22 protein-coding genes are annotated in these 24,644 nt (G+C 56.4%); 8 read left to right on the top strand and 14 right to left on the bottom strand.

Annotated elements, in window-relative coordinates; genetic code table 11:
• Nucleotides 1–8 precede the first annotated feature (8 nt).
• From ispU to rpsB, 6 genes are all read right to left on the bottom strand, one after another.
• Nucleotides 9–767, bottom strand: a complete 759-nt coding sequence (ispU, locus tag EnteroDNA1_RS18000) for a (2E,6E)-farnesyl-diphosphate-specific ditrans,polycis-undecaprenyl-diphosphate synthase (protein WP_024907522.1) — start codon at nt 765–767, stop codon at nt 9–11.
• Between the two features lie 186 nt (nt 768–953).
• Nucleotides 954–2,153, bottom strand: coding sequence for a 1-deoxy-D-xylulose-5-phosphate reductoisomerase (gene ispC / locus EnteroDNA1_RS17995; RefSeq protein WP_069303680.1), 1,200 nt, complete (start codon nt 2,151–2,153; stop codon nt 954–956).
• A gap of 95 nt (nt 2,154–2,248) precedes the next feature.
• Nucleotides 2,249–2,806 (bottom strand): ribosome recycling factor, encoded by a 558-nt coding sequence (frr, locus tag EnteroDNA1_RS17990; protein ID WP_003856180.1) that lies wholly within the window; start codon nt 2,804–2,806, stop codon nt 2,249–2,251.
• A 167-nt stretch (nt 2,807–2,973) separates the two neighbouring features.
• Complete coding sequence (gene pyrH / locus EnteroDNA1_RS17985; protein ID WP_008501910.1) at nt 2,974–3,699, bottom strand: UMP kinase; 726 nt, start codon at nt 3,697–3,699, stop codon at nt 2,974–2,976.
• A gap of 150 nt (nt 3,700–3,849) precedes the next feature.
• A complete protein-coding gene (gene tsf / locus EnteroDNA1_RS17980) occupies nt 3,850–4,701 on the bottom strand; it encodes a translation elongation factor Ts (RefSeq protein ID WP_014882627.1) in 852 nt (283 codons plus the stop codon).
• 117 nt (nt 4,702–4,818) lie between these two features.
• Complete coding sequence (gene rpsB, locus EnteroDNA1_RS17975) at nt 4,819–5,544, bottom strand: 30S ribosomal protein S2 (protein ID WP_003856207.1); 726 nt, start codon at nt 5,542–5,544, stop codon at nt 4,819–4,821.
• 321 nt (nt 5,545–5,865) lie between these two features.
• On the opposite strand from rpsB, the gene map reads away from it, so the two are divergent.
• The 4 genes from map to EnteroDNA1_RS17955 all read left to right on the top strand — a co-directional run bounded on the left by map (nt 5,866) and on the right by EnteroDNA1_RS17955 (nt 10,754).
• Nucleotides 5,866–6,660 (top strand): type I methionyl aminopeptidase, encoded by a 795-nt coding sequence (gene map, locus EnteroDNA1_RS17970; protein WP_069303679.1) that lies wholly within the window; start codon nt 5,866–5,868, stop codon nt 6,658–6,660.
• Nucleotides 6,661–6,723: 63 nt separating this feature from the next.
• Nucleotides 6,724–9,399 carry a bifunctional uridylyltransferase/uridylyl-removing protein GlnD gene (glnD, locus tag EnteroDNA1_RS17965; protein WP_048978987.1) on the top strand — a complete coding sequence of 892 codons (2,676 nt, stop codon included), beginning with the start codon at nt 6,724–6,726 and terminating at the stop codon, nt 9,397–9,399.
• A gap of 32 nt (nt 9,400–9,431) precedes the next feature.
• A complete protein-coding gene (gene dapD, locus EnteroDNA1_RS17960; RefSeq protein WP_008501915.1) occupies nt 9,432–10,256 on the top strand; it encodes a 2,3,4,5-tetrahydropyridine-2,6-dicarboxylate N-succinyltransferase in 825 nt (274 codons plus the stop codon).
• Between the two features lie 111 nt (nt 10,257–10,367).
• On the top strand, nt 10,368–10,754 hold the full coding sequence (locus tag EnteroDNA1_RS17955) for a DUF3461 family protein (RefSeq protein WP_014168696.1): 387 nt from the start codon (nt 10,368–10,370) through the stop codon (nt 10,752–10,754).
• Between the two features lie 92 nt (nt 10,755–10,846).
• On the opposite strand, the gene cdaR is transcribed toward EnteroDNA1_RS17955, so the two are convergent.
• The 3 genes from cdaR to dgt form a co-directional block, all read right to left on the bottom strand.
• Complete coding sequence (cdaR, locus tag EnteroDNA1_RS17950) at nt 10,847–12,004, bottom strand: DNA-binding transcriptional regulator CdaR (protein ID WP_023310452.1); 1,158 nt, start codon at nt 12,002–12,004, stop codon at nt 10,847–10,849.
• Between the two features lie 146 nt (nt 12,005–12,150).
• Nucleotides 12,151–13,587, bottom strand: a complete 1,437-nt coding sequence (degP, locus tag EnteroDNA1_RS17945) for a serine endoprotease DegP (protein ID WP_024907518.1) — start codon at nt 13,585–13,587, stop codon at nt 12,151–12,153.
• Nucleotides 13,588–13,718: 131 nt separating this feature from the next.
• On the bottom strand, nt 13,719–15,233 hold the full coding sequence (dgt, locus tag EnteroDNA1_RS17940; protein ID WP_069303678.1) for a dGTPase: 1,515 nt from the start codon (nt 15,231–15,233) through the stop codon (nt 13,719–13,721).
• An 82-nt stretch (nt 15,234–15,315) separates the two neighbouring features.
• Here dgt and mtnN point away from each other — a divergent pair, with 82 nt between their 5' ends.
• Genes mtnN through EnteroDNA1_RS17925 form a run of 3 tightly spaced genes read left to right on the top strand, consistent with a single transcriptional unit; the run spans nt 15,316 to nt 17,458 of the window.
• The gene (mtnN, locus tag EnteroDNA1_RS17935) at nt 15,316–16,014 is read left to right on the top strand and encodes a 5'-methylthioadenosine/S-adenosylhomocysteine nucleosidase (RefSeq protein WP_069303677.1); all 699 of its coding nucleotides are present in this window, start codon (nt 15,316–15,318) and stop codon (nt 16,012–16,014) included.
• Nucleotides 16,007–16,807: a vitamin B12 ABC transporter substrate-binding protein BtuF gene (btuF, locus tag EnteroDNA1_RS17930; protein WP_058840558.1), complete on the top strand. Its 801-nt coding sequence runs from the start codon at nt 16,007–16,009 to the stop codon at nt 16,805–16,807. Before mtnN ends, btuF begins: the two co-directional genes overlap by 8 nt.
• Before the next feature lie 27 nt (nt 16,808–16,834).
• Nucleotides 16,835–17,458, top strand: a complete 624-nt coding sequence (locus EnteroDNA1_RS17925; protein WP_059311937.1) for a TRIC cation channel family protein — start codon at nt 16,835–16,837, stop codon at nt 17,456–17,458.
• Nucleotides 17,459–17,551: 93 nt separating this feature from the next.
• Here EnteroDNA1_RS17925 and erpA read toward each other — a convergent pair whose 3' ends face one another.
• Together erpA and clcA are read right to left on the bottom strand one after the other, a co-directional pair.
• Nucleotides 17,552–17,899 carry an iron-sulfur cluster insertion protein ErpA gene (erpA, locus tag EnteroDNA1_RS17920; protein WP_023310446.1) on the bottom strand — a complete coding sequence of 116 codons (348 nt, stop codon included), beginning with the start codon at nt 17,897–17,899 and terminating at the stop codon, nt 17,552–17,554.
• Nucleotides 17,900–17,978: 79 nt separating this feature from the next.
• Nucleotides 17,979–19,379, bottom strand: a complete 1,401-nt coding sequence (gene clcA, locus EnteroDNA1_RS17915; RefSeq protein WP_039260615.1) for a H(+)/Cl(-) exchange transporter ClcA — start codon at nt 19,377–19,379, stop codon at nt 17,979–17,981.
• Nucleotides 19,380–19,556: 177 nt separating this feature from the next.
• Here clcA and hemL point away from each other — a divergent pair, with 177 nt between their 5' ends.
• On the top strand, nt 19,557–20,837 hold the full coding sequence (gene hemL / locus EnteroDNA1_RS17910; protein WP_064673252.1) for a glutamate-1-semialdehyde 2,1-aminomutase: 1,281 nt from the start codon (nt 19,557–19,559) through the stop codon (nt 20,835–20,837).
• Between the two features lie 96 nt (nt 20,838–20,933).
• On the opposite strand, the gene fhuB is transcribed toward hemL, so the two are convergent.
• Genes fhuB through fhuC form a run of 3 tightly spaced genes read right to left on the bottom strand, consistent with a single transcriptional unit; the run spans nt 20,934 to nt 24,600 of the window.
• Entirely contained in the window at nt 20,934–22,916 is a 1,983-nt protein-coding gene (gene fhuB, locus EnteroDNA1_RS17905; RefSeq protein ID WP_064673251.1) for a Fe(3+)-hydroxamate ABC transporter permease FhuB, read from the bottom strand.
• A complete protein-coding gene (gene fhuD, locus EnteroDNA1_RS17900; protein WP_033144664.1) occupies nt 22,913–23,803 on the bottom strand; it encodes a Fe(3+)-hydroxamate ABC transporter substrate-binding protein FhuD in 891 nt (296 codons plus the stop codon). Before fhuD ends, fhuB begins: the two co-directional genes overlap by 4 nt.
• Entirely contained in the window at nt 23,803–24,600 is a 798-nt protein-coding gene (gene fhuC / locus EnteroDNA1_RS17895; protein WP_033144663.1) for a Fe3+-hydroxamate ABC transporter ATP-binding protein FhuC, read from the bottom strand. The genes fhuD and fhuC overlap by 1 nt, the downstream gene beginning before the upstream one ends.
• Between the last annotated feature and the right edge of the window lie 44 nt (nt 24,601–24,644).

Below are 24,644 nucleotides of genomic sequence, written 5' to 3'. Positions count from 1 at the left end.
TACCCCCATCAGGCTTTGTCGCCACCAGGCTCGGTGCCGCCGAAACGACGCTCTCGATTGGCAAAGGCATGCAGCGCACCTTCAAAGTCTTGTTCATCAAAATCGGGCCAAAGAACATCCGTAAAGTAAAGTTCGGCATAGGCAATTTGCCATATCAAAAAGTTACTTATGCGATGTTCCCCCCCTGTCCTAATTACCAAATCCACAGGTGCCTGTTCATTCATGCAGATTTGCTTGCTCAGCGCCTCTTCATCAATTTGGTCGGGTCTCAACAGCCCTTCCTGAACCTGTTCGGCCAGATGCCGAACGCCCTGGATAATATCCCAGCGTCCGCCGTAATTCGCCGCAATATTCAGCGTCAAACCGGTATTATTTTCCGTCAGCGCTTCAGCTTTGCGAATCCGTTCCTGCAAACGTGAGTTAAAACGACTGGTATCGCCAATGATACGCAGGCGGACGTTGTGGCGGTGCAGGCTTTTTACTTCGCTGTCTAGCGCCCACACAAACAATTCCATCAACGCAGTCACTTCCTGCAGAGGTCGATTCCAGTTTTCACTGCTAAAAGCATAGAGCGTTAACGCATCAATGCCGTTGTTGGCGGCAAAAGAAACGGCGCGACGAACGGATTTCGCCCCCGCTTTATGCCCAAAGGCTCGTATCTTCCCTTGTCTTTTCGCCCAGCGGCCATTGCCATCCATAATGATTGCTACATGACGGCAGCCATGAGCTGGCAAATTTTCGCTTATTGGTTGATTCGCAGACAACATAACGCGTTTTTTGTCCCTGAAAAGGATTTAACGGTACTCAGGAATACTGAAGCCTATACATAAAAAAGCCGTGTCAAACCACGGCTCACCTGACCACATTAAGTCAAATACCTGCGATCAGGTGGCGCAGACTATATCACTGAAGCCCAACGCTAACAAATAGCACGACGACTAGTGCTTGCTTTATCACCAGCTTGCGAGACGTGTCACCTGTTGGCGCGCAATATTACGCGCAGCTGCATCCACCGCCAGCACCTCTTCCACGCTTTGTGGTTCGCGCAAATCCATCATCTCAAGTACCGATAAATTAAGCGACGCGATATCGGTAAAACGAATTTGCTGATTCAGAAATGCCTCAACGGTAATTTCATTAGCTGCATTAAGTGCCGTCGTCGCCGCCTGCCCCTGGTCAAAGGCATTCATCGCAAGCTTCAGACAAGGATAGCGGTCGTAGTCTGGTTCACTGAACGTCAGGGAACTTAGCTTGCAGAAATCAAGCGGCTTCACGCCGGATTTCACTCGATTTGGCCACGCCATTGAATGGGCAATCGGCGTACGCATGTCCGGCTCGCCCAGCTGTGCCAGCACGCTGCCATCCTGATAACGCACCATCGAGTGAATCACCGATTGCGGGTGAATCAGTACTTCCATCTGTTTCGCTGACGCATTAAACAGCCAGCGCGCTTCAATGTATTCCAGACCTTTGTTCATCATGGTGGCAGAATCAACGGAGATTTTACGCCCCATCGACCAGTTCGGATGACGGCACGCCTGATCCGGTGTCATCGCACGCAGTTCAGACAGTGGCGTTTCACGGAACGGGCCACCAGACCCGGTAAGCAGAATAGACACCACGCCATTCTGCTCCAGGTCAGCGTACCCCAGGTTCTGTTGAAAAGGTTGCGGTAAACTCTGAAAAATCGCGTTGTGTTCGCTGTCGACCGGCAGAAGACGCGCGCCGCGCTGCTTCACCGCATCCATAAACAGGCGTCCACAGGTGACCAGCGACTCTTTATTGGCCAGCAAAACATCCTTACCGGCATCAATCGCAGCAAGCGTGGGCAGCAGCCCTGCCGCGCCGACAATGGCCGCCATGACCTGATCCACCTCATCCAGCGCCGCCATCTCGCAGGCCGCCTGCTGGCCGCTCAGCACCTCGGTTCGACTGCCCTTTTCACGCAGCTGTGCTTTCAGCAGACGCGCGCTCTCTTCGTCATCCATCACCGCATAGCGGGGCGCAAACTCCAGGCACTGTTCGACCATTCGCTGCACATTCTTACCGGCCACCAGCGCTGTCACGGTGTAAAGTTCAGGATTATGGCGAACGACGTCGAGAGTGCTGCAACCGATAGAGCCGGTTGAGCCGAGGAGTGTTAAATGCTTCATGAGATGCCCGAAAAAAGTTAGACCAGATAAAAGCAAAACGCCGCCAGCAAGACCCAAAGTCCTTCTGAACGGCGTTTATCAGTGTACGACAGAAATCAGAACTGCATCAGTTCCGCTTCTTTTTCTGCCAGCGCCGCATCAATTTTCTTGATGGCCGCGTCGGTCATTTTCTGAATGTCGTCCTGAGAACGACGATCGTCATCTTCGCTGATCTCTTTTTCTTTCAGCAGTGCTTTCACTTTATCGTTCGCGTCGCGACGGACGTTACGCACGGATACACGACCCTGCTCAGCTTCGCCACGAACCACTTTGATAAGATCTTTACGACGCTCTTCCGTCAGCGGAGGCAGTGGAACGCGGATGTCTGCGCCCGCAGAGCTTGGGTTCAGTCCAAGGTCAGAGGCCATAATCGCTTTCTCAACGGCCGGGCTCATAGAGCGGTCGAAGACGTTGATTTTCAGCGTACGGGTATCTTCAACCGTCACGCTCGCCAGCTGGCGCAGAGGGGTTGGCGTACCATAATATTCTACGATGATGCCATCCAGCAGGCTTGGGGAAGCACGGCCAGTACGGATTTTGCTGATTTGGTTTTTGAACGCTTCTACGCATTTGTCCATGCGTACTTCAGCATCTTTTCTGATGTCGTTAATCACGTTACGAATCCTTGAAAACTTGTCTCAGGCAGACTATCCGCCAGCACAGCGCTACAGGTGTGCTAAGTATAGTCGCGTTTAATTCATGACAGCGCCAAAGGCGCGTCCGGGTAAGATACCACTACAAAATAAAGCGGAATCTTACCTGTATTTATCGTCAACGGAAATTATTCCGTGATCAAAGTGCCTTCTTTTTCGCCCATGACCACGCGACGCAGTGCGCCAGGCTTGTTCATGTTGAAGACACGGATCGGCAGTTTGTGGTCGCGAGCCAGCGTGAAGGCGGCAAGATCCATCACTTTCAGCTCTTTATCCAGCACTTCGCTGTAGCTCAGCTGATCGTACATGGTGGCAGAAGGATCTTTTGCCGGGTCGGCAGTAAACACGCCGTCTACTTTGGTCGCTTTCAGTACCACATCGGCTTCGATCTCGATACCGCGCAGGCAGGCAGCGGAATCGGTCGTAAAGAACGGGTTACCCGTACCGGCGGAGAGGATCACCACGCGGTTATTGCGCAGCAGGCTGATGGCTTCTGCCCAGCTGTAATTATCGCAAACGCCATTCAGGGGAATCGCGGACATCAGGCGGGCATTCACATAGGCGCGATGCAGTGCATCACGCATTGCCAGGCCATTCATGACGGTTGCCAGCATACCCATGTGGTCGCCCACAACGCGGTTCATCCCCGCTTTCGCCAGACCAGCACCACGGAAAAGGTTGCCACCGCCAATGACCACGCCAACCTGGATACCCAGTTCGACCAGTTCTTTGATTTCCTGTGCCATGCGATCAAGGATGCTTGCGTCAATACCGAAGCCTTCCGATCCCTGCAGCGCTTCGCCACTCAGCTTAAGCAGAATGCGTTTGTACACGGGTTTTGCATTGGTAGCCATGTTTCTTTCCTGAGACTGTCAACGATTAAGATGGGGGTTAATTCTGGCGACATGATATGCCGCAAATCAGCACAGCGATACTGGAGCCTGTCTGATTTCCTGTGACGGGTGACAAAAAGAAGCCGCCCTCAGGCGGCTCCTTTTCAATCATTAAGACTGCTTGGACATTGCAGCAACTTCTGCTGCGAAGTCAGTCTCAACTTTCTCGATGCCTTCGCCCACTTCGAAGCGGATGAAGCCAGTTACGTCAGCGTTGTGCTCTTTCAGCAGCTGCGCAACAGACTTGCTTGGGTCCATTACGAATGGCTGGCCAGTCAGAGAAACTTCGCCGGTGAATTTCTTCATGCGGCCTTCAACCATTTTCTCTGCGATTTCTTTTGGCTTACCAGACTGCATCGCGATGTCCAGCTGAACCTGGTACTCTTTCTCTACCACTTCAGCAGACACGTCTTCTGGCTTAACGAATTCTGGTTTGCTTGCAGCGATGTGCATAGCCAGCTGTTTAACCAGCTCTTCGTCAGCGCCTTTAGCCGCAACCAGAACACCGATACGTGCACCGTGCTGGTAAGAGCCCAGAACGTCGCCTTCCAGAGAAGATACGCGACGGATGTTGATGTTCTCACCGATTTTAGCAACCAGCGCAACACGTTCTTCTTCGAACTGTGCTTTCAGAACTTCAACGTCAGTGATTTTACCCGCAACAGCTGCGTCCAGAACTTTGTTAGCAAATGCCTGGAAACCGCCATCTTTAGCAACGAAGTCAGTCTGGCAGTTAACTTCCAGAATGATGCCGTAGTTGCCGTCGATCTTAGTGATGATCACGCCGTCAGCAGCAACGTTGCCTGCTTTTTTAGCTGCTTTGATCGCACCGGATTTACGCATGTTTTCGATTGCCAGCTCGATGTCGCCGTTCGCTTCAGTCAGCGCTTTTTTGCAATCCATCATGCCTGCGCCAGTACGCTCGCGCAGCTCTTTTACCAGGGATGCGGTAATTTCAGCCATTCTTAAATCCTCGGGAGATGTGAACTGCCCGGCCGGGGGCCAAACAGTGTAAATTGAAAAAAGGGGCCGGTAATGGGCCCCTATTCATACACGGTACTAATAAGGGGTAAAACCTTATTATTCAGCTTCTACGAAGCTTTCTTCCGCCTGAGAAGCCAGATCCTGGGAACGGCCTTCACGAACGGTAGCAGCTACAGCGCTCAGGTACAGGCTAACAGCACGGATTGCGTCGTCGTTACCCGGGATAACGAAGTCAACACCGTCCGGATCGGAGTTGGTATCAACGATAGCGAATACCGGGATACCCAGGTTGTTAGCTTCTTTGATTGCGATGTGCTCGTGGTCTGCATCGATTACGAACAGCGCATCTGGCAGGCCGCCCATATCTTTGATACCGCCCAGGCTGTTTTCCAGCTTGTCCAGTTCACGAGTGCGCATCAGCGCTTCTTTCTTAGTCAGCTTGTCGAAAGTACCGTCCTGAGACTGGGTTTCCAGATCTTTCAGGCGTTTGATGGACTGACGAACAGTTTTCCAGTTGGTCAGCATGCCGCCCAACCAGCGATGGTTCACGAAGAACTGGTCGCAGCTGTTAGCAGCATCTTTCACAGCTTCGCTTGCAGCGCGCTTAGTACCAACGAACAGAATCTTACCTTTACGGGAAGAGATCTTGTTCAGCTCAGCCAGGGCTTCGTTGAACATTGGTACAGTTTTCTCAAGGTTGATGATGTGAACTTTGTTACGCGCGCCGAAGATGAAAGGCTTCATTTTCGGGTTCCAGTAACGGGTCTGGTGACCGAAGTGAACACCAGCCTTGAGCATGTCGCGCATGGAAACAGTTGCCATGTTTAAAACCTCTATATTGAAAGTTGGGGTTATGCCTCCACGTATCCCATATTACCGACCCCGAAGGGCACCCCGGAATATGTGCCGATACGTGTGTGTTGTTACACAAAGTGAGATTTGTCGCTTCCGTCCAGCCTGTGTATCTGAGATGGATCGGAAGTCCGGCGCGCTTTATACCACAAAACACGACCAGAAACCAACAGTTGTTGGCGGAGTGTGCTGTTAATGATTCTCAATTTGGCACGGAGCGTGCCTGACTGATACCATTGACGACACTTAGACTAGTATTGTCGAAAAAATCGACACCGATGGACAGATTACATGGCTATCTCTATTAAGACACCTGAAGAAATTGAAAAGATGCGCATCGCCGGTCGTCTGGCCGCGGAAGTGCTGGAAATGATCGAGCCGTTCGTGAAGCCGGGCGTCAGCACCGGTGAACTGGACCGTATCTGTAACGACTATATCGTGAACGAGCAGCACGCGGTTTCCGCCTGCCTCGGCTACCACGGTTTCCCGAAATCCGTCTGCATCTCTATTAATGAAGTGGTGTGTCACGGCATCCCGGACGATGAAAAACTGCTGAAAGATGGCGACATCGTCAACATCGACGTAACCGTCATTAAAGACGAGTACCACGGTGACACCTCAAAAATGTTCATCGTTGGCAAGCCGTCGATTCTTGGCGAGCGTCTGTGCAAAGTGACGCAAGAGAGCCTCTACCTGGCGCTGAAAATGGTTAAACCGGGTATTCGCCTGCGTACCCTCGGTGCGGCAATCCAGAAGTTTGTGGAAGCCGAAGGTTTCTCCGTGGTGCGCGAGTACTGCGGTCACGGCATTGGTCGCGTCTTCCATGAAGAACCGCAGGTCCTGCACTATGATGCAGATGACGGCGGCGTGGTGCTGCAAAAAGGCATGACCTTTACCATTGAGCCGATGGTCAACGCGGGTGATTACCGCATCCGCACCATGAAAGACGGCTGGACGGTGAAAACCAAAGACAGAAGCTTGTCTGCGCAGTACGAGCATACTATTGTGGTAACAGACAACGGCTGCGAAATTATGACGTTGCGCAAGGATGACACCATCCCGGCGATACTGACGCACGATGAATGATAAAAAAGCCGGCAAATGCCGGCTTTTTTAATGGCTATAGCTTTTTCTTATGGGTGGCGCACGATGAGTAATCTTTTACCCGAACAGTATGCTAACACAGCACTTCCCACCCTCCCCGACCAGCCCGATAACCCGGGCGTCTGGCCGTCGCACGAGCTGACCTGCGCGCATATTAAAGCCCATATGGATGTTTTCCATCGCTGGCTGGGCAGCGCGTTTGACGCAGGCGTGTCGGCCGAGCAGCTCATTGAAGCGCGCACCGAATTTATCGACCAGCTGCTGCAGCGCCTGTGGATCGATTACGGATTTGGGCAAATCAGTGATGTTGCGCTGGTTGCCGTCGGGGGCTATGGCCGCGGTGAGCTGCATCCGCTTTCCGATATCGATCTGCTGATCTTAAGCCGCAAAAAGCTGCCGGACGAACAGGCGCAAAAAATTGGCGAACTGCTGACGCTGCTCTGGGACGTAAAGCTGGAAGTCGGCCACAGCGTGCGTACCCTGGAAGAGTGTCTGCTGGAAGGGTTATCGGACCTGACCGTCGCCACCAACCTGATTGAAACCCGCCTGCTGATTGGTGACGTCGCCCTGTTCCTGGAGCTGCAAAAACACATCTTCAGCGACGGCTTCTGGCCGTCAGAAAAGTTCTTCGCCGCGAAGGTCGAGGAGCAAAATCAGCGCCACCAGCGCTACCACGGCACCAGCTATAATCTTGAACCCGATATTAAAAGCAGCCCCGGCGGCCTGCGCGACATCCACACCCTGCAGTGGGTCGCCCGCCGCCATTTTGGTGCCACCTCGATGGACGAGATGGTCGGCTTCGGCTTTTTAACCGAGGCCGAGCGTAACGAGCTGAACGAGTGCCTGCACCTGCTGTGGCGCATCCGGTTTGCCCTGCATCTGGAAGTCACCCGCTACGATAACCGCCTGCTGTTTGACCGTCAGCTCAGCGTGGCTCAGCGCCTGAATTATCAGGGCGAAGGCAACGAGCCGGTTGAGCACATGATGAAGGATTTCTTCCGCGTCACCCGCCGGGTGAGCGAGCTGAACCAGATGCTGTTGCAGCTGTTCGACGAGGCCATTCTGGCCCTGACGGCGGACGAAAAACCGCGCCCGATTGATGACGAATTCCAGCTGCGCGGCACGCTTATCGACCTGCGCGACGAAACGCTGTTCATCCGCGAGCCGGAAGCGATTCTGCGGATGTTCTATACCATGGTGCGCAACAGCACCATCACCGGGATCTACTCCACCACTCTGCGCCATCTGCGCCATGCGCGCCGTCATCTGACGCAGCCGCTGTGCTATATCCCGGAAGCGCGTTCGCTGTTCCTGAGCATGCTCCGCCACCCGGGCGCCGTCAGCCGCGGCCTGCTGCCGATGCACCGCCACAGCGTGCTGTGGGCCTATATGCCGCAGTGGTCGCACATTGTCGGGCAAATGCAGTTCGATCTGTTCCACGCCTACACGGTGGATGAACACACGATCCGCGTGATGCTAAAGCTGGAAAGCTTTGCGAGAGAAGAGACGCGCTCCCGCCACCCGCTCTGCGTCGAACTGTGGCCGCGCCTGACCCATCCGGAACTGATCCTGATTGCCGCCCTGTTCCACGATATCGCCAAAGGTCGCGGCGGTGACCATTCGGTGCTGGGCGCGCAGGACGTGCTGAAATTTGCCGAACTGCACGGCCTGAACTCGCGTGAAACGCAGCTGGTGGCCTGGCTGGTGCGCCATCACCTGCTGATGTCGGTCACCGCGCAGCGTCGTGACATTCAGGATCCGGAAGTGATCAAGCAGTTCGCTGAAGAGGTTCAGACGGAAAACCGTCTGCGCTATCTGGTCTGCCTGACGGTGGCCGATATCTGCGCCACCAACGAGACCCTGTGGAACAGCTGGAAGCAGAGCCTGCTGCGCGAGCTGTACTTCGCCACCGAAAAACAGCTGCGTCGCGGGATGCAAAACACCCCGGACATGCGCGAGCGCGTGCGTCATCACCAGCTGCAGGCGCTGGCGCTGCTGCGGATGGATAATATTGATGAAGAGGCACTGCATCAGATTTGGGCCCGCTGCCGCGCCAACTATTTTGTCCGCCATAGCCCAAACCAGCTTGCGTGGCACGCGCGGCATCTGCTCAAGCACGATCTGTCCCAGCCGATGATCCTGCTGAGCCCGCAGGCCACCCGCGGCGGGACGGAGATTTTTATCTGGAGCCCGGACCGACCTTATCTGTTTGCTGCGGTCTGCGCCGAGCTGGACAGGCGTAACCTGAGCGTTCACGACGCGCAGATTTTCACCACCCGCGACGGCATGGCGATGGACACCTTTATCGTGCTTGAGCCGGACGGCAGCCCGCTCTCGTCGGACAGGCATGAAGGGATACGTTTTGGTCTGGAACAGGCGATTACCCAGCGCAGCTGGCAGCCCCCGCAGCCGCGTCGCCAGCCGGCGAAATTGCGCCACTTTACCGTCGATACCGAGGTCAATTTCCTGCCGACCCACACCGACCGTAAATCGTTCCTGGAGCTGATCGCGCTCGACCAGCCAGGGCTGCTTGCCCGCGTCGGCCAGGTTTTTGCCGATCTGGGAATTTCGCTCCACGGCGCCCGAATTACAACGATTGGCGAGCGAGTAGAAGATTTATTTATAATCGCAACAGCGGACCGGCGTGCCCTTAATAATGACCTGCAGCTTGAAGTGCAACAACGGTTGACAGCAGCCCTCAATCCAAACGATAAAGGGTGATATGTTTTTTAGTGAAATGGAAAGAGTAAACAATGCAGCAGTTACAGAACGTTATTGAGTCCGCTTTTGAGCGTCGCGCCGAGATTACCCCGGCAAATGTGGATACCGTGACCCGTGAAGCGGTAAACCAGGTGATTTCCCTTCTGGATTCCGGCGCGCTGCGCGTGGCAGAAAAAATCGACGGTCAGTGGGTCACTCATCAATGGCTGAAGAAAGCCGTGCTGCTCTCTTTCCGTATCAACGATAACCAGGTTATCGACGGAGCAGAAAGCCGCTACTTCGATAAAGTGCCAATGAAATTCGCTGACTACGACGAAGCGCGTTTCCAGAAAGAAGGCTTCCGCGTGGTACCGCCTGCGGCGGTTCGTCAGGGCGCGTTTATCGCACGCAACACCGTGCTGATGCCATCCTACGTGAACATCGGTGCCTACGTTGACGAAGGCACCATGGTTGATACCTGGGCGACCGTCGGTTCCTGCGCGCAAATCGGTAAAAACGTTCACCTTTCCGGCGGCGTGGGCATCGGTGGTGTTCTGGAGCCACTGCAGGCTAACCCGACCATCATCGAAGACAACTGCTTCATCGGCGCGCGTTCTGAAGTGGTTGAAGGCGTGATCGTTGAAGAAGGCTCCGTGATCTCCATGGGCGTTTACATCGGTCAGAGCACCCGTATTTACGACCGTGAAACCGGTGAAGTTCACTACGGTCGCGTTCCGGCGGGCTCCGTGGTGGTTTCCGGCAACCTGCCGTCAAAAGATGGCAAATACAGCCTGTACTGTGCGGTTATCGTGAAGAAAGTGGATGCGAAAACGCGCGGTAAAGTGGGCATCAACGAATTGCTGCGCACCATCGATTAATCGGGTATAACAAAAAGCGGGGGCAACCCCGCTTTTTTTATATCTGAGGGTGGCGAAAATAGATTTTTTCGTTAATTATTCAAAGGTTATGTTGAGATCAAGGGTACCGCTATGTACGATAATCTGAAAAGTCTGGGCATTACCAATCCTGATGAAATTGATCGTTACAGCCTCCGTCAGGAAGCCAATAACGATATTCTGAAAATCTATTTTCACAAGGACAAAGGAGAGTTTTTCGCCAAAAGCGTGAAGTTTAAATATCCACGCCAGCGTAAGACCGTTGTGGCTGACGGTGTAGGACAGGGCTACAAAGAAGTACAGGAAATCAGCCCTAACCTGCGCTATGTGATCGATGAACTCGATCAGATCTGCCAGCGCGACCGCACCGAAGTCGATCTCAAGCGTAAGATCCTTGACGATCTGCGTCACCTTGAAAGCGTTGTAACAAATAAGATCAGCGAGATTGAAGCGGATCTTGAGAAATTAACGCGGAAATAAAAGCAAAACGGCAATCTTTGATTGCCGTTTTTAGTGTTTGCGCCCTCTCCCAGTGGGAGAGGGATGGGGTGAGGGCACCAGACCGCACTCAGTCATCTCTGTTCGTCCAGCTGCAGCGCCACATACAGCAGCAGCCTGTCGTCAAAGTTTCCCAGATCCAGACCCGTCAGCTCTGAAATCCGGTTTAACCGATACTCAAGCGTATTGCGGTGAATAAACAGCGCCTTCGAGGTCGCCAGCGGCTGCACGTTATGGCGGAACCACGCCTGCAGCGTCCGGCGCAGCAGGCCATTGTTGTCCATGGCTTTCAGACGCGCTAATGGCCGCGCCAGCTCATTGGCCTGCCAGCCCCCGCGCAGGCTGTCGAGCAGCACCGGCAGCATCAGATCCTGATAGAAATAGCTGCGGCTCTCCGGCATCCGCTGCTTGCCCACCATCATGGTGGTGCGCGCGGTACGCCAGGAGCGGGCGATACTGCCCGGCCCGGTAAAGTAGTTGCCCAGCGCAACGCGAAAACGCAGCTGGCCGTTCTCCTCCATCCGGGAGATCAGCTGCTCCACGCGACGACGATGATCGTCGGCATCCCAGCGGCCGAACGCATTGAGCGCCGGTTTGAGGACCACCATTTCCGTCAGAGAAACGATCGCCACCAGGTTATCGCGCTCCGGCGTCGCCAGCGCATTTTGCAGCTGCTGCAGCTCGGCCATCGCGCTGTCCACGCCAAGCTGGCCGCTATCGACCTCAATGACCGCCACCACGCGCGGCTGGTTTAAATCGATCCCCAGACGCTGCGCCCATTCGCTGAGCGCAGGCGTATGCTCTTCCGCCTGAATAAGGTTCATTACCAGCTCTTCACGCAGGCGGCTGTCCTGAGCGAGCAGGTGCATCAGGCGCGACTGCTCCAGCATCATCTCTGCCGTCATACAGACCAGCTCACCGTATTTTCGCAGTGACTCGGGCTCGCCGGTGAGGCCGATTACCCCCACAATTTCGCCTTCAAGACGCAGCGGTAAATTGATGCCCTGACGTACGCCGTGCAGGTGTTTCGCTACCGCATCGTCGATATCCACGACCCGCCCCTGAGAAAGCACCAGCAGCGCGCCTTCGTGCAATTCCCCAATACGCTCGCGATCGCCGCTGCCAATAATGCGCCCGCGGGCATCCATCACGTTGATATTGGTATCAATGATGCGCATGGTGCGCGCCACGATATCCTGCGCCATTTTGGTATCAAGATGCCAGCCAGCCATGTAACCCTCCCGTGAGCAGAGCTCAAGCATAGGGAAGTTCAGCGACGACTGCATTGTGCGAATGCACAAAGAGAGAGGAAGAAGTATGGAGTTGTGGCAAGAATCACAGAAACGAGAAAGCCCCCGCGAACAGGGGCTTCAGAGGATTACTGCATCAGCAGATAAAGAGAGGTATCACCACGCTGGATATTCAGCGCCAGCACGGAAGGCTTGCTGTCGAGAATTTTGCGCAGTTCAGCGATATTTTTCACCGGCTGCTGGTTAGCGCCCATGATCACATCGCCTTTTTTCAGGCCGATACGGGCTGCCGGTGAATTCGCTTTCACGTTGTTCACCACCACGCCTTTGTCTGCGCCTTTATTGCTCATCTCGGCACCTTCAATACCGCTGAAGATGGTGCTGGAATCCACCTGATTCTGGCTGCTCTGCTGCAGCTCCAGGCTCACGTTAACCGGCTTACCGTCGCGCAGCAGGCCGAGGGTCACTTTACTGCCAATCGGCATCGAGCCCACTTCGGCACGCAGGGCGGCAAAGCTGCTGATCGGTTTACCGTTCAGGGAGGTGATCACATCCCCCGCTTTAATGCCCGCTTTCGCCGCAGAAGAATTCGGCATCACCTGGCTGACGAATGCCCCGCGCTGAGCGTCAACTTTCATCGCCTTAGCCAGTTCGGAGTTCAGCTCCGTACCGAGGATACCCAGCTCGCCGCGTTTCACCTGGCCATACTGCACCATCTGCGCGGTCAGGTTTTTCACCATGTTACTCGGGATAGCAAAACCGATGCCGATGTTGCCGCCGTCCGGTGCCAGTATAGCGGTGTTGATACCGATCAGCTCACCGTTCAGGTTCACCAGCGCACCGCCGGAGTTACCGCGGTTGATAGCCGCATCCGTCTGGATGAAGTTTTCGTAGTTTTCCGCGTTCAGGCCGCTACGACCCAGCGCTGAGACGATACCGGATGTCACGGTTTCACCCAGACCGAACGGGTTACCGATCGCCACGGTATAGTCGCCCACGCGCAGCGCGTCGGAGTCGGCAATTTTAATCGCCGTCAGGTTTTTCGGATCCTGAATCTGGATCAGCGCAATGTCGGAGCGCGGGTCTTTACCCACTACTTTGGCGTCGAACTTACGGCCATCGCTCAGCTGAACCTTAATGCTGTTCGCGTTATCGACAACGTGGTTGTTAGTGACGACGTAGCCTTTCGCCGCATCAATAATTACCCCCGAGCCAAGCGCCATGAATTTCTGCTGCTGGCCGCCGCCCTGGCTGTCATCCCCGGCACCGCCGCCCTGACAGAACGGAGAGCTCTGGAATGGCGAACCGTCCTGGCAGAACGGCGAGTTGTCGCCGAAGAACTGCTGGAAGTTACGCGGCATACGCGGCGTATTGACGGTCGTGCTGCCCTCAACGTTAATACTCACCACCGATGGCATCACTTTTTCGAGCATCGGTGCCAGGCTTGGCATCTGCTGCGCGGTTGCTGCCGACGACGCGGTCTCGGCTGCAGTAGCAGTCAGAGGAGACAGCGCTAAACCTAAACTCAGAGCCAGTGCACTCATTGCTAATGTGGTTTTTTTCATGTTTCTCAATCTCGATTTACAGGTAACGCAAAATTGCTGTGTAACTCAGATTCGTTTTATACCGCTTAGTTCCGGCGATAAGTTTATGGAAAAGGTAAAAATTTATTGGCCGTCTTTACAAAACTCCGGAATTATTCCACCGCCATCAGCTTGCGGTATTCATCCCAGGCATACAAATCCGTCATGCCGCTGATATAGTCCTGGATAAGACGGCAGCGATAATAATATTCCATCACCGGCCATTGGGGAGAGTGGCGTTCCAGCTTGCCAATCGCTTCGACATACGCCAGACGATGCCGGGTAGAAAGTTTCTGATAAAGCCGCGATTCGATGGGTATTCTGCGCACGCGCTCGTGTTCCACCAGTTCGCTGAATTCATCGACCGACAGCTGAAGCAACGGGGAATAAATTTCCAGTAACCCACTGATTACCCGATAGCCCTGCAATTCCAGCTGCTCGACATCCGGATGGCTGAATACATGCCGCATCGCCACATGTTTATAAAGCTCAAGGAGTTGACTGAAACTACTGTCATCTTCCAGCAGCGCGTGGTTGAATTCCCCGCTGAAAATGAGCGGCAAATTATCAATAAAACGCGACGCCGCATACGGCACCAGTTTATTTAATGTATTGACCCGCAAATACATAAAGAACTGGTCTTCCGTACTGCGGCTTAATGTATTTGAGCGCGATTTTTCCCAGGCATTTTCGACAACCTGCGCAAACAGCGAACCTTTTTCATGGGTACCCCAGGACGCATAAAGATGTTGATAAAGCTCCTCGACGCTGAAGATTCTTTTCTCCACGGCATCTTCCAGATCGGCAACGCAATAGGAAATATCGTCGGCGGCTTCCATAATCCAGGTCAATGGAAAGCGGCCGTTTGGCGTCAATGAAAGTTCTTTACGTAACCGTTCAATATAGGCCTCTTCGGAAAGGTAATAGCCCGGTTTTTTCATTAAATAGCTGTGGGACGCGGGCGTATCCCCCATCCACCACGCGGGACGCGTGTATTTCAGAATGCAGCCGACCTGTGCCCAGGTCAGGTTCATGCGCATCAGGGAATGAACCAGCCGGATCCCCTGCGCGTTGCCCTCGAAGTGACACAAATCCTGGCGCACTTTGCGGCGCAGATCGTTCAGCCCCTCTTCACCTTCACGCAGGCGTAAATCGCGTACGATGCAGCGGTCATCGCTAAGGGGCTGGCTTACCGCATCCGAAGGATAAAGCCGCTGCTTAAACCAGTCATTGATAGCCGCCTCACCAAAGTGGCCGAAAGGCGGGTTGCCGATGTCATGCATCAGGCAGGCCATCTCAACAATGCTCTCGAAGGGCCCCGTCAGCTCGTCCAGACCATAGGCTTCCAGTAAACGCTGCTCTTTGAGACGGCTCAAAATCTCTTTGGCAATGTAGCGCCCGACCTGCTGCACTTCCATCGAGTGGGTTAAGCGCGTGCGCACCGCGGCGTTACGCTCCAGCGGGAACACCTGAGTTTTTTGCTGCAGACGGCGGATGGCAGGCGAGTTAACGATCCGCCCGCGATCGCTTTCGAAGATACGCAGGATCTCATGTTCGCTCTTGTCGCCCTGCGGCGAACGGAAACGTCGGTGCCAGTTTATTTTGGTGCGAAAATCGATTGGTGACATGTGCTCCCCCGCGTGAGAATGCGTTTCCCCTTAACCGCATGATAGACTATGCATCTTAACAAGGCACATCGCGAGTAAATCTATGAAAATCGGCATTATTGGTGCAATGGAAGAAGAAGTTACGCTGCTGCGTGACAAAATTGAGAACCGTCAGACCCTCTCTCTGGGAGGTTGTGAGATCTATACCGGCCAGCTGAACGGTGTTGACGTGGCTCTGCTGAAATCAGGCATCGGTAAAGTGGCTGCTGCGCTGGGTGCAACCCTGCTGCTTGAGCGCTGCAAGCCGGACGTGATCGTGAATACCGGCTCTGCGGGTGGCCTGGCGCCGACGCTGAAAGTGGGCGATATCGTTGTTTCCGACGAAGCGCGTTACCACGATGCCGACGTCACCGCGTTCGGTTACGAGTACGGCCAGCTCCCGGGCTGCCCTGCTGGTTTTAAAGCTGACGACAAACTGATTGCGGCGGCAGAGACCTGCATCGCAGAACTCAACCTCAACGCGGTACGCGGTCTGATTGTCAGCGGTGATGCCTTTATCAACGGCTCCGTTGGGCTGGCGAAAATCCGTCATAACTTCCCTCAGGCGGTTGCCGTTGAGATGGAAGCGACCGCGATCGCTCACGTTTGCCATAACTTCAGCGTACCCTTCGTGGTGGTTCGCGCCATCTCTGACGTGGCAGACCAGCAGTCCCACATCAGCTTCGACGAGTTCCTGACCGTTGCGGCAAAACAGTCCACCGTGATGGTGGAGCGCCTGGTGCAGAATCTGGTACGTGGCTAAACATACCGTCAGGGCGCTGGCCGCCCTGCTTCTTCTCGCACCGCTGTGGCTCTATGCGTTACCGCGCGTGATTACTCTCTCTCCCGCAAATACGGAACTGGCGTTTGCCGCCGGGATCACGCCCGTTGGCGTGAGTAGCTTTTCGGATTACCCACCGCAAGCCGCGGGTATTGAACAGGTGGCAACCTGGCAGGGGATGAACCTTGAGCGCATCGTGGCGCTTAAACCGGATCTCGTGCTGGCCTGGCGCGGCGGCAACGCCGAGCGGCAGGTCAACCAGCTCACCTCGCTTGGCATAAAGGTCATGTGGATTGATGCCGTCAGCATTGAGCAGGTCGCTCAGGCGCTACGCGCCCTGGCACCCTACAGCCCTACGCCCAAAAAAGCCGAGTCTGCGGCGAAACAGATGCTGAGCGACTATGCCGCGCTGAAATCCCGATACGATACCCCTGTTAAAAAGCGCATCTTCCTGCAGTTTGGCAGCCAGCCGCTGTTCACCACCGGAAAAGGGTCGATTCAGAACCAGGTGCTGGAAGTCTGCGGCGGTGAAAATATCTTTGCTGCCAGCCGGGTACCGTGGCCTCAGGTGAGCCGCGAACAGGTGCTGGCGCGCCAGCCGCAGGCCATCGTCGTGGTCGGAAATGCGAGCGAGATTCCTAAAATTGAACAATTCTGGCAAAAGCAGCTAAAAATTCCGGTGATCCCGCTCAACAGCGACTGGTTTGAACGCGCCAGCCCGCGTATTATCCTCGCCGCAAAACAGCTCTGTGCCGCGCTGGCAGAGAGTCACTAACATAAGACCCTTTTCGAGGATTTAACGATGCTCGTTTATTGGCTGGATATTCTTGGCACAGCCGTTTTTGCTATCTCCGGCGTTCTGCTCGCCGGAAAACTACGCATGGATCCGTTTGGCGTGCTGGTGCTGGGCGTCGTGACCGCCGTCGGCGGTGGGACTATCCGCGATATGGCGCTGGCAAATGGCCCGGTGTTTTGGGTGAAAGATCCTACCGATCTGGTGGTCGCGATGGTCACCTGCCTGTTGACCATTGTGCTGGTTCGCCAGCCCCGCCGCTTACCCAAGTGGATATTGCCGGTACTGGATGCCGTGGGTCTGGCCGTGTTTGTCGGTATTGGCGTCAATAAGGCGTTTAATGCCGGTACCGGCCCGATGGTGGCAATCTGCATGGGCGTATTAACCGGCGTGGGCGGTGGGATCATACGCGACATTCTGGCGCGTGAAGTGCCGATGATCCTGCGTACTGAAATTTACGCGACGGCCTGCATTGTGGGCGGGATTGTTCACGCTACCGCGTACTACACCTTTGCCCTCCCGCTGGAAAATGCCGCGATGCTGGGGATGCTCGTGACGCTGGTGATACGCTTAGCGGCGATACGCTGGCACCTTAAGCTGCCGACGTTTGCGCTGGATGATAATGGCAGGTAAAAGCAAAACGGTAACCGCAAGGTTACCGTTTTTAGTCTTTTCTCCCTCTCCCTGTGGGAGAGGGACGGAGTAACGGCATCAGCCCGCACTCTTTTAGATGCTGAACGAAGATCCACACCCGCAGGTGCTTGTCGCATTCGGGTTCGTGACCACAAAGCGCGAACCTTCCAGACCCTCGGTGTAATCCACCGAGCCACCCACCAGATATTGCAGGCTCATCGGGTCAACCACCAGCGCGACGCCCTGTTTCTCGATAGTCATATCGCCATCGTTAACCTGATCGTCAAAGGTAAAACCATACTGGAAGCCGCTGCAGCCGCCACCGGTAATATAAACACGCAGTTTCAGATCCGGATTGTCTTCGTCGGCAATCAGGACTTTCACTTTGTTGGCTGCTGCTTCGGTAAATTCGAGCGGTACAGCTACTACGTCATCACTCATCTTATGCTCCCATGAATACTGCCATTGGGTAAAATTCACCCAATTCTTTGTCTCATTATCTAATACCCTGGTAATTCATTCAAGTATTCTGCGTGGCGGCCCGTTCAGCCTCTTGTTTCGCCAGGGTACGCGCGAGGATGGTGGAGTATAGCGGTTTTCCACCCAGGAACTGGGCTAATAGTGTCGCGCCGAGACAGGTAATGATCATTGGCAAAATGAGCTGGTAATTGTCCGTCATCTCCAGCACCAGTACGATCCCGGTCAAGGGCGCGCGCAGGGACGCGGCCAGCAGCGCCCCCATTCCGGCCACCGCAAAGGTCCCGGCTTCAAGATGATAGGCGGGAAAGCCCACTTCAGCCGCCATACCAAACGCGGTGCCGAGCAGCGTACCCAGCGCCAGCATCGGGGCAAAAATCCCCCCGGGCGCGCCGGAAGAGAAGCACAGTACCGTCGTGATAACCCGGGAGATAAACATAAACAGCAGCAGACCCACGCTGAAATTCCCCGCCGCCGCAATGGGAATCAGCCCGAACCCGCCGCCTGCGGCATTCGGCTCGATAAACCCGAGTACGCCACACATTCCGCCCAGCAGACCGCCCATCAGCACCCATTTCGTGGTGTTCCCGCCGTGAATGCGCTGGAACATATCCTGAGCGCGCAGGATAAAGGTGTTAAACAGCGGCCCCACCACGCCAAAAATCATGCCGAGGATCAGGTAAAGCCACAGGGTGTTGACCGGCGCGTTGGTCAGTTTACCCACCTCAATGACCGCGCCCTCGCCATTAAAGATGCGAAACACGATGCTCGACATAATGACGCCGGTGAATACCGCTTTAATTGAGATCAGGTTGTAGCGGAACTGCGCGCGCATCTCTTCGATAATGAACAAAATGCCTGCCAGCGGCGCGTTAAACGCGGCGGAAAGCCCCGCCGCCGCGCCGGTTGCCAGCAGCGTATGGCGCGCTTCGGCGCTTCGCATCCGAAACAGATCGCCCACCATGCGGCCGACGTTTCCCCCCAGCTGTACCGTGGGTCCTTCCCGTCCAAGCACCATTCCCGCGCCCAGAGTCCCCATGCCGCCGATGAACTTAACCGGAATCACCCGCCACCAGCGCACCGGACGCAGCTCCTCAAGCGCGCCTTCAATTTCAGGGATGCCCGATCCCCCCGCTTCCGGCGCGAATTTACGCACCAGAAAATACCCCACCATGGCAAACAGCGCGGACAGCCCGAATGCCCACACCCAGACCAGCCATTCGCTGTCGGCGAAACCGGCCACGGTGCCCACTCGCCAGTTGAGTACGGCATTAACCGCTTTTTCAAACGCTACGCCAACCAGGCCCGCGAGAGTGCCCACCACGGCAGCGGCCAGCAGGATCGCCAGCGGCGTTTTATCGCGATTGAGCAGCCGCCGAATGCTGATTCGGTGCTGGGCGCGCGTAAACTGTTGTTCTTCAAAAGACGGAGAATCTGATTTCATGTCCTGTTCTTATTTGTCACACAAAAAGCCGCGAGGATTTTACCAGAGACGGCCCTACCGTCTCCTGAAAATTACTTAACAAATCTTAAAGCATTGCCCGGCTAAAAATTTCATAACCTTCCCCGAATCACATAGAATAGTGGGCTTAACCATTTTATTCGAACCAGGAACGACGCCATGAGCAAGTCTGAAAACCTCTACAGTGCAGCCCGCGAGCTTATTCCGGGTGGCGTGAACTCACCTGTGCGCGCCTTCACCGGCGTGGGCGGTACGCCGCTGTTTATCGAACGTGCTGACGGCGCGTATCTGTATGATGTCGATGGCAAAGCCTATATCGATTATGTGGGTTCCTGGGGACCGATGGTGCTGGGGCACAACCACCCGGCCATTCGTAACGCGGTAATTGAAGCCGCCCAGCGCGGCCTGAGCTTCGGTGCGCCAACCGAAATGGAAGTGAAAATGGCGGAGCTGGTGACCGAACTGGTGCCTACCATGGACATGGTGCGTATGGTGAACTCCGGTACCGAAGCCACCATGAGCGCCATCCGCCTGGCGCGCGGTTTTACCGGCCGCGATAAAATCATCAAGTTTGAAGGCTGTTACCACGGTCACGCCGACTGTCTGCTGGTGAAGGCCGGTTCCGGCGCGCTGACGCTCGGCCAGCCGAACTCGCCTGGCGTACCGGCAGATTTCGCGAAGCACACCCTGACCTGCACCTACAACGATCTTGCTACCGTTCGCGCGGCGTTCGAGCAGTATCCGCAGGAAATCGCCTGCATCATCGTTGAGCCGGTTGCCGGCAACATGAACTGCATCCCACCGCAGCCTGAGTTCCTGCCGGGCCTGCGCGCCCTGTGCGACGAATTCGGCGCGCTGCTGATCATCGATGAAGTCATGACCGGCTTCCGCGTGGCGCTGGCGGGTGCCCAGTCTTACTACGACGTCGTGCCGGACCTGACCTGCCTCGGCAAAATCATCGGCGGCGGCATGCCGGTCGGAGCATTCGGTGGTCGTAAGGACGTGATGGAAGCCCTGGCGCCAACCGGCCCGGTTTACCAGGCGGGCACGCTTTCCGGTAACCCTATCGCCATGGCGGCGGGCTTTGCCTGCCTGACCGAAGTGGCTCAGCCGGGCATTCACGAAACCCTGACCGACCTGACCACGCAGCTGGCAAACGGTCTGCTGGAGGCCGCAGAAGAGGCCGCTATCCCTCTGGTGGTTAACCACGTGGGCGGCATGTTCGGGATTTTCTTCACCGATGCGAAAACCGTGACCTGCTATCAGGACGTGGTGAAGTGCGACGTTGAACGCTTCAAGCGCTTCTTCCACCTGATGCTGGAAGAAGGCGTGTACCTGGCGCCGTCCGCGTTCGAAGCGGGCTTTATGTCCGTGGCGCACAGCGAAGATGATATCAACAACACCATCGACGCGGCGCGCAAGGTGTTTGCGAAGCTCTAAGGGCATTGCCGGGTGGCGCTAACGCTTACCCGGCCTACGATGTTCTCCCTCTCCCCGTGGGAGAGGGTCGGGGTGAGGGCAACAGGCCGCACCTGACTACCGACTCTGCTTTCTCAACAGATAAATAAAGTACGGCGCACCGATAAAGGTCGACAGCAGACCCGCCGGGATCTGATACGGGAACAGCACCATTCTTCCGCACCAGTCCGCGAACACCAGCATCACCCCGCCCGTCAGGGCCGACATGACGATATGCGGCATCGTCCGCCGGAATCCCATCATTCTGGCAATGTGCGGCGCCATTAATCCGACAAAACTCAGCGGTCCAATCGTCAGGGTTGCCACAGCCGTCAGGCACGCCGCCAGCAGCAGCAGGGCCACGCGCGCTGGCGTCAGCGCCATTCCCACCGCGCGCGCGGTTTCGCCGCCGAGCGGTAGAATGGTCATCCAGCGGCGGCACAGCGGCACCATCGCCAGCAGCACGAGCATCGCGATCCCGGACCAGACCACCTGGCTGCCGGTGGCGTTGTAGGTTGAGCCGGAAATCCAGGTCAGGATCTTCGCCATACGCGGATCGCCGCTGGCCTGCAGCATCATCAGCAGCATGGTAAATGCGGTGCTGAGCGCCATCCCGGCCAGCAGCATGCGGTGCGGCGAAAATCCGCCGCGACCGGCGGCAATCAGGATAATCATCAGCGTGACTGCCGCACCGATACTGCCGGCTGGCATCAGCCAGCCAAACGCATTCCCCGGCACAAAGAACAGCATCAGCACCACGCCAAAGGCGGCGCCAGAGCTGATCCCGAGCACTTCAGGGCTTGCCATCGGGTTGCCGGTCAGACGCTGAATAATGCACCCCGCCACTGCCAGCATCACCCCTGCGATCAGCGCAGCGAAGATACGCGGCCAGCGCCATTGCACCAGTTCATTGAGTAAATCACCCGTTGCCCAGTGCCAGCCCATGGCATCGCGTCCGAATGAGAGCGCCGCGAACGAGGCGATAATCAGCACCGCCAGACCGGCAAGGCTAAACCACAGCACCGACTGACGTTCAGCGTAGACTTTATCGCCGGCGTCCATCGCCGGTGCGCTCATGCTGCGCAGGCGCGGCAGCAGCCACAGCAGCAGCGGCGCCCCGATAAGCGCGGTCACAGAGCCGGTGGACACTTCCCTCCAGACCTGCGCCAGCCAGAGAATAAGCTGATCGGAAAGCCAGAGGATCAGCGCTCCAATCAGCGGCGCCAGCATCAGACGCGCCAGCAGGCGACGCGCCCCGAGCATTTTCGCCAGCAGCGGCGCAAACAGGCCGATAAACCCGATGATGCCAACCGCGTTGACCAGCAGGGCACTCAATACAATCGCCAGCGTCAGCGCCGCCAGACGAGCCAGCGACAGCGCCAGCCCCAGGTTACGCGCCACGCCATCATCCAGCCCCATGAGCGTCAGAGGGCGCAGGAGCAGCAGCGTCAGCACGACGCCGCCAGCCAGCTGCGGCCAGAGGTGCTCTACAACGCTCCAGTCGGTCTGGGTGAGCGTGCCGGTACTCCACAGGAACATGCTTTGCAGCCGATCGTGATGGAACAGCACCAGCAGCTGGTTAATCGCCCCGCAGTACAGGCTCACCACCAGCCCGGCCAGAATAAGCGTCACAGGAGAAAGGCGCTTGCCCCAGGCCACGCCAAAGACCAGCGCGCCCACCACGCACGCCCCCGCGAGTGCCGCAAACTGCGAGGTTAACGCTCCCGGCAGCGCCCACAGCGTGGTGATGGTGATCCCAAGCTGCGCGCCGGTCGCGACGCCGAGCGTGGTTGGCTCTGCCAGCGGGTTACGTAAAACCTGCTGGAACAGCACGCCCACCAGCCCTAAGCCGGCCCCGACCAAAAGGGAGATCGCCAGACGCGGCAGCAGGCTGTAGTGGAACAGCATCTGCTGAATATTGTCGATATCCGGCGAGGCCAGAGCGGCCCCCCACTGCGCGCGCGGTAAGGCCGCGGAGAGATTGAAGCCGGTTAATACCAGCGCAACCAGAAAAAGCAGGGATAACAGCAGCGCCGGGAAGCGGGCGATACGCGTACTCATGCTTTACCTCCCAGGGCGTTATCCAGCACGCGGGCAAAATGCATGGCCGACAGCGTCGCGCCGTAGAACCAGACAGCCGGGGCGCGCTGGAAGCGCTTCTCGCGTACAAACGGCATCGCCTGCCAGAGCGGGGTCGCCATCAGGGTTTGCATGTCGCGTTCATTACCGTGGTCGAAACAGAGCACGTCCACATCGCGAAACGCCGCCAGGCGGTCGATACCCACGGCGGTACTGCCCCAGAAGGTCATCTCCCCTTCCCAGGCGTTGCGAATGCCGAAGCTGTCCAGCACCTCCTGGAAAAGACAGTTTTTACCGAAGACCAGCATATGGCGGGCATCCAGCAGCGTCACCATCAGCAGCGGACGATCGCCCCGGTGAGCAAAGCGCGGCTTCAGGGAGTCTATCAGGGCATCAAATTCGTCGAGATGCTTTTTGGCCTCCGCTTCGCGGTTGAGGAAATGCGCCATCTCGTTAATCGAGTTTTTCGCCACGGCCAGCGGTTTTTTACCGTCGCTGAAAGCAAATCCACGTCCAGGCGCAATGCGCGCCATGGTCTCCTCTGACGGGCCGTAGCCCGCTGACCAGAACAGGAACGAGGGTTTCATCTGGGTCAGCAGCTCAAGGTTTGGCTCCGTACGCAGGCCGACGTCGATTACCGAGTCCGGCAGCTTTGGCTCGTTCACCCAGAGGTTATAGTTAGGAATGTCCGCCACGCCATAGGGCGTGACGCCGAGCGCCATCATCAGTTCGACCGGCAGCCACTCCAGAGCCACAATACGATGCGGATCGACGGCGGCGGCACGCGCCGTATTCATTTTTAACAGCAGCGGCGAGAGCGCCATCGCCGTCAGCAGGCGACGGCGGCTAATGCGTGTGTTATTCAGCATCAGTAGACAAAGCTCACCGGTGCAGCCCCGGCCGGGTGAGGCAGAATACCCATCGGAATACCGTAAATATGTTCCAGCGTTTCGCTGCGCATCAGCTCTGCCGGTGTCCCCTGAGCAATCATCTCGCCCCCGCGCAGCGCGACGAGGTAGTCACAATAGCGCGCGGCCATGTTGATATCGTGCAGAACCGCGATGACCGTCAGGCCACGCTGCTGGCTCAGGCGATGCACCAGAGCCAGGACGTCGACCTGATGGGCGATATCCAGCGCAGAGGTCGGTTCATCCAGCAGCAGACAGCGGCTGTCCTGCGCCACCAGCATCGCGATCCACGCGCGCTGACGTTCGCCGCCGGACAGGCTATCCACCAGACGGTGCGCCAGCGGTTTTAGCCCGACCAGCGCAATCGCCTCTTCCACCTTCTCTCTGTCGGCGACGCCGAAGCGCCCAAGCGCTCCGTGCCACGGATAACGCCCAATCGCCACCAGCTCGCGCACCGTCATCCCTTCCGCCTGCGGCAGCTGCTGCGGCAGATAGGCCACTTTGCGGGCAAAGGCTTTACTGCTCCAGCTCTCCAGCGGTTGGTCATCCAGCAGAATATCGCCTTCTGAAGGCGGCTGATGGCGCCCCAGCATCTTGAGCAGCGTGGATTTACCGGAACCGTTGTGACCAATCAGGCCCGTCACTTTACCGGCCGGAAACGTCAGAGAGAGCGGATGCAGCAGCGTGCGCCCGGGTACGCGAAATGAGAGATGGTTGAGCGTAAAGGTGGTGTCGGGTTGCGTTTGAATATCCTGCATATCAGCCAACTTAAATAAAAAGGGCACGGCGAACCGTGCCCGAA

It is taken from the genome of Enterobacter sp. HK169 (assembly GCF_001719105.1).
In the GTDB taxonomy this organism is placed as follows: Bacteria; Pseudomonadota; Gammaproteobacteria; order Enterobacterales; family Enterobacteriaceae; genus Enterobacter; species Enterobacter asburiae_B.
Note: the sequence above shows the minus strand (reverse complement) of the source record. Positions and strands in the feature narration are given on the sequence as shown.

Excerpts from the sequence above, each read along its gene's own strand:
- ispU (WP_024907522.1), bottom strand. The coding sequence starts at position 767 with ATGTTGTCTGCGAATCAACCAATAAGCGAAAATTTGCCAGCTCATGGC.
- cdaR (WP_023310452.1), bottom strand. The coding sequence starts at position 12,004 with ATGGCTGGCTGGCATCTTGATACCAAAATGGCGCAGGATATCGTGGCG.
- ispC (WP_069303680.1), bottom strand. The coding sequence starts at position 2,153 with ATGAAGCATTTAACACTCCTCGGCTCAACCGGCTCTATCGGTTGCAGC.
- fhuC (WP_033144663.1), bottom strand. The coding sequence starts at position 24,600 with ATGCAGGATATTCAAACGCAACCCGACACCACCTTTACGCTCAACCAT.
- fhuD (WP_033144664.1), bottom strand. The coding sequence starts at position 23,803 with ATGCTGAATAACACACGCATTAGCCGCCGTCGCCTGCTGACGGCGATG.
- pyrH (WP_008501910.1), bottom strand. The coding sequence starts at position 3,699 with ATGGCTACCAATGCAAAACCCGTGTACAAACGCATTCTGCTTAAGCTG.
- glnD (WP_048978987.1), top strand. The coding sequence starts at position 6,724 with ATGAGTAATCTTTTACCCGAACAGTATGCTAACACAGCACTTCCCACC.
- EnteroDNA1_RS17925 (WP_059311937.1), top strand. The coding sequence starts at position 16,835 with ATGCTCGTTTATTGGCTGGATATTCTTGGCACAGCCGTTTTTGCTATC.
- dgt (WP_069303678.1), bottom strand. The coding sequence starts at position 15,233 with ATGTCACCAATCGATTTTCGCACCAAAATAAACTGGCACCGACGTTTC.
- EnteroDNA1_RS17955 (WP_014168696.1), top strand. The coding sequence starts at position 10,368 with ATGTACGATAATCTGAAAAGTCTGGGCATTACCAATCCTGATGAAATT.
- mtnN (WP_069303677.1), top strand. The coding sequence starts at position 15,316 with ATGAAAATCGGCATTATTGGTGCAATGGAAGAAGAAGTTACGCTGCTG.
- dapD (WP_008501915.1), top strand. The coding sequence starts at position 9,432 with ATGCAGCAGTTACAGAACGTTATTGAGTCCGCTTTTGAGCGTCGCGCC.
- tsf (WP_014882627.1), bottom strand. The coding sequence starts at position 4,701 with ATGGCTGAAATTACCGCATCCCTGGTAAAAGAGCTGCGCGAGCGTACT.
- fhuB (WP_064673251.1), bottom strand. The coding sequence starts at position 22,916 with ATGAGTACGCGTATCGCCCGCTTCCCGGCGCTGCTGTTATCCCTGCTT.
- map (WP_069303679.1), top strand. The coding sequence starts at position 5,866 with ATGGCTATCTCTATTAAGACACCTGAAGAAATTGAAAAGATGCGCATC.
- erpA (WP_023310446.1), bottom strand. The coding sequence starts at position 17,899 with ATGAGTGATGACGTAGTAGCTGTACCGCTCGAATTTACCGAAGCAGCA.
- rpsB (WP_003856207.1), bottom strand. The coding sequence starts at position 5,544 with ATGGCAACTGTTTCCATGCGCGACATGCTCAAGGCTGGTGTTCACTTC.
- clcA (WP_039260615.1), bottom strand. The coding sequence starts at position 19,379 with ATGAAATCAGATTCTCCGTCTTTTGAAGAACAACAGTTTACGCGCGCC.
- degP (WP_024907518.1), bottom strand. The coding sequence starts at position 13,587 with ATGAAAAAAACCACATTAGCAATGAGTGCACTGGCTCTGAGTTTAGGT.
- hemL (WP_064673252.1), top strand. The coding sequence starts at position 19,557 with ATGAGCAAGTCTGAAAACCTCTACAGTGCAGCCCGCGAGCTTATTCCG.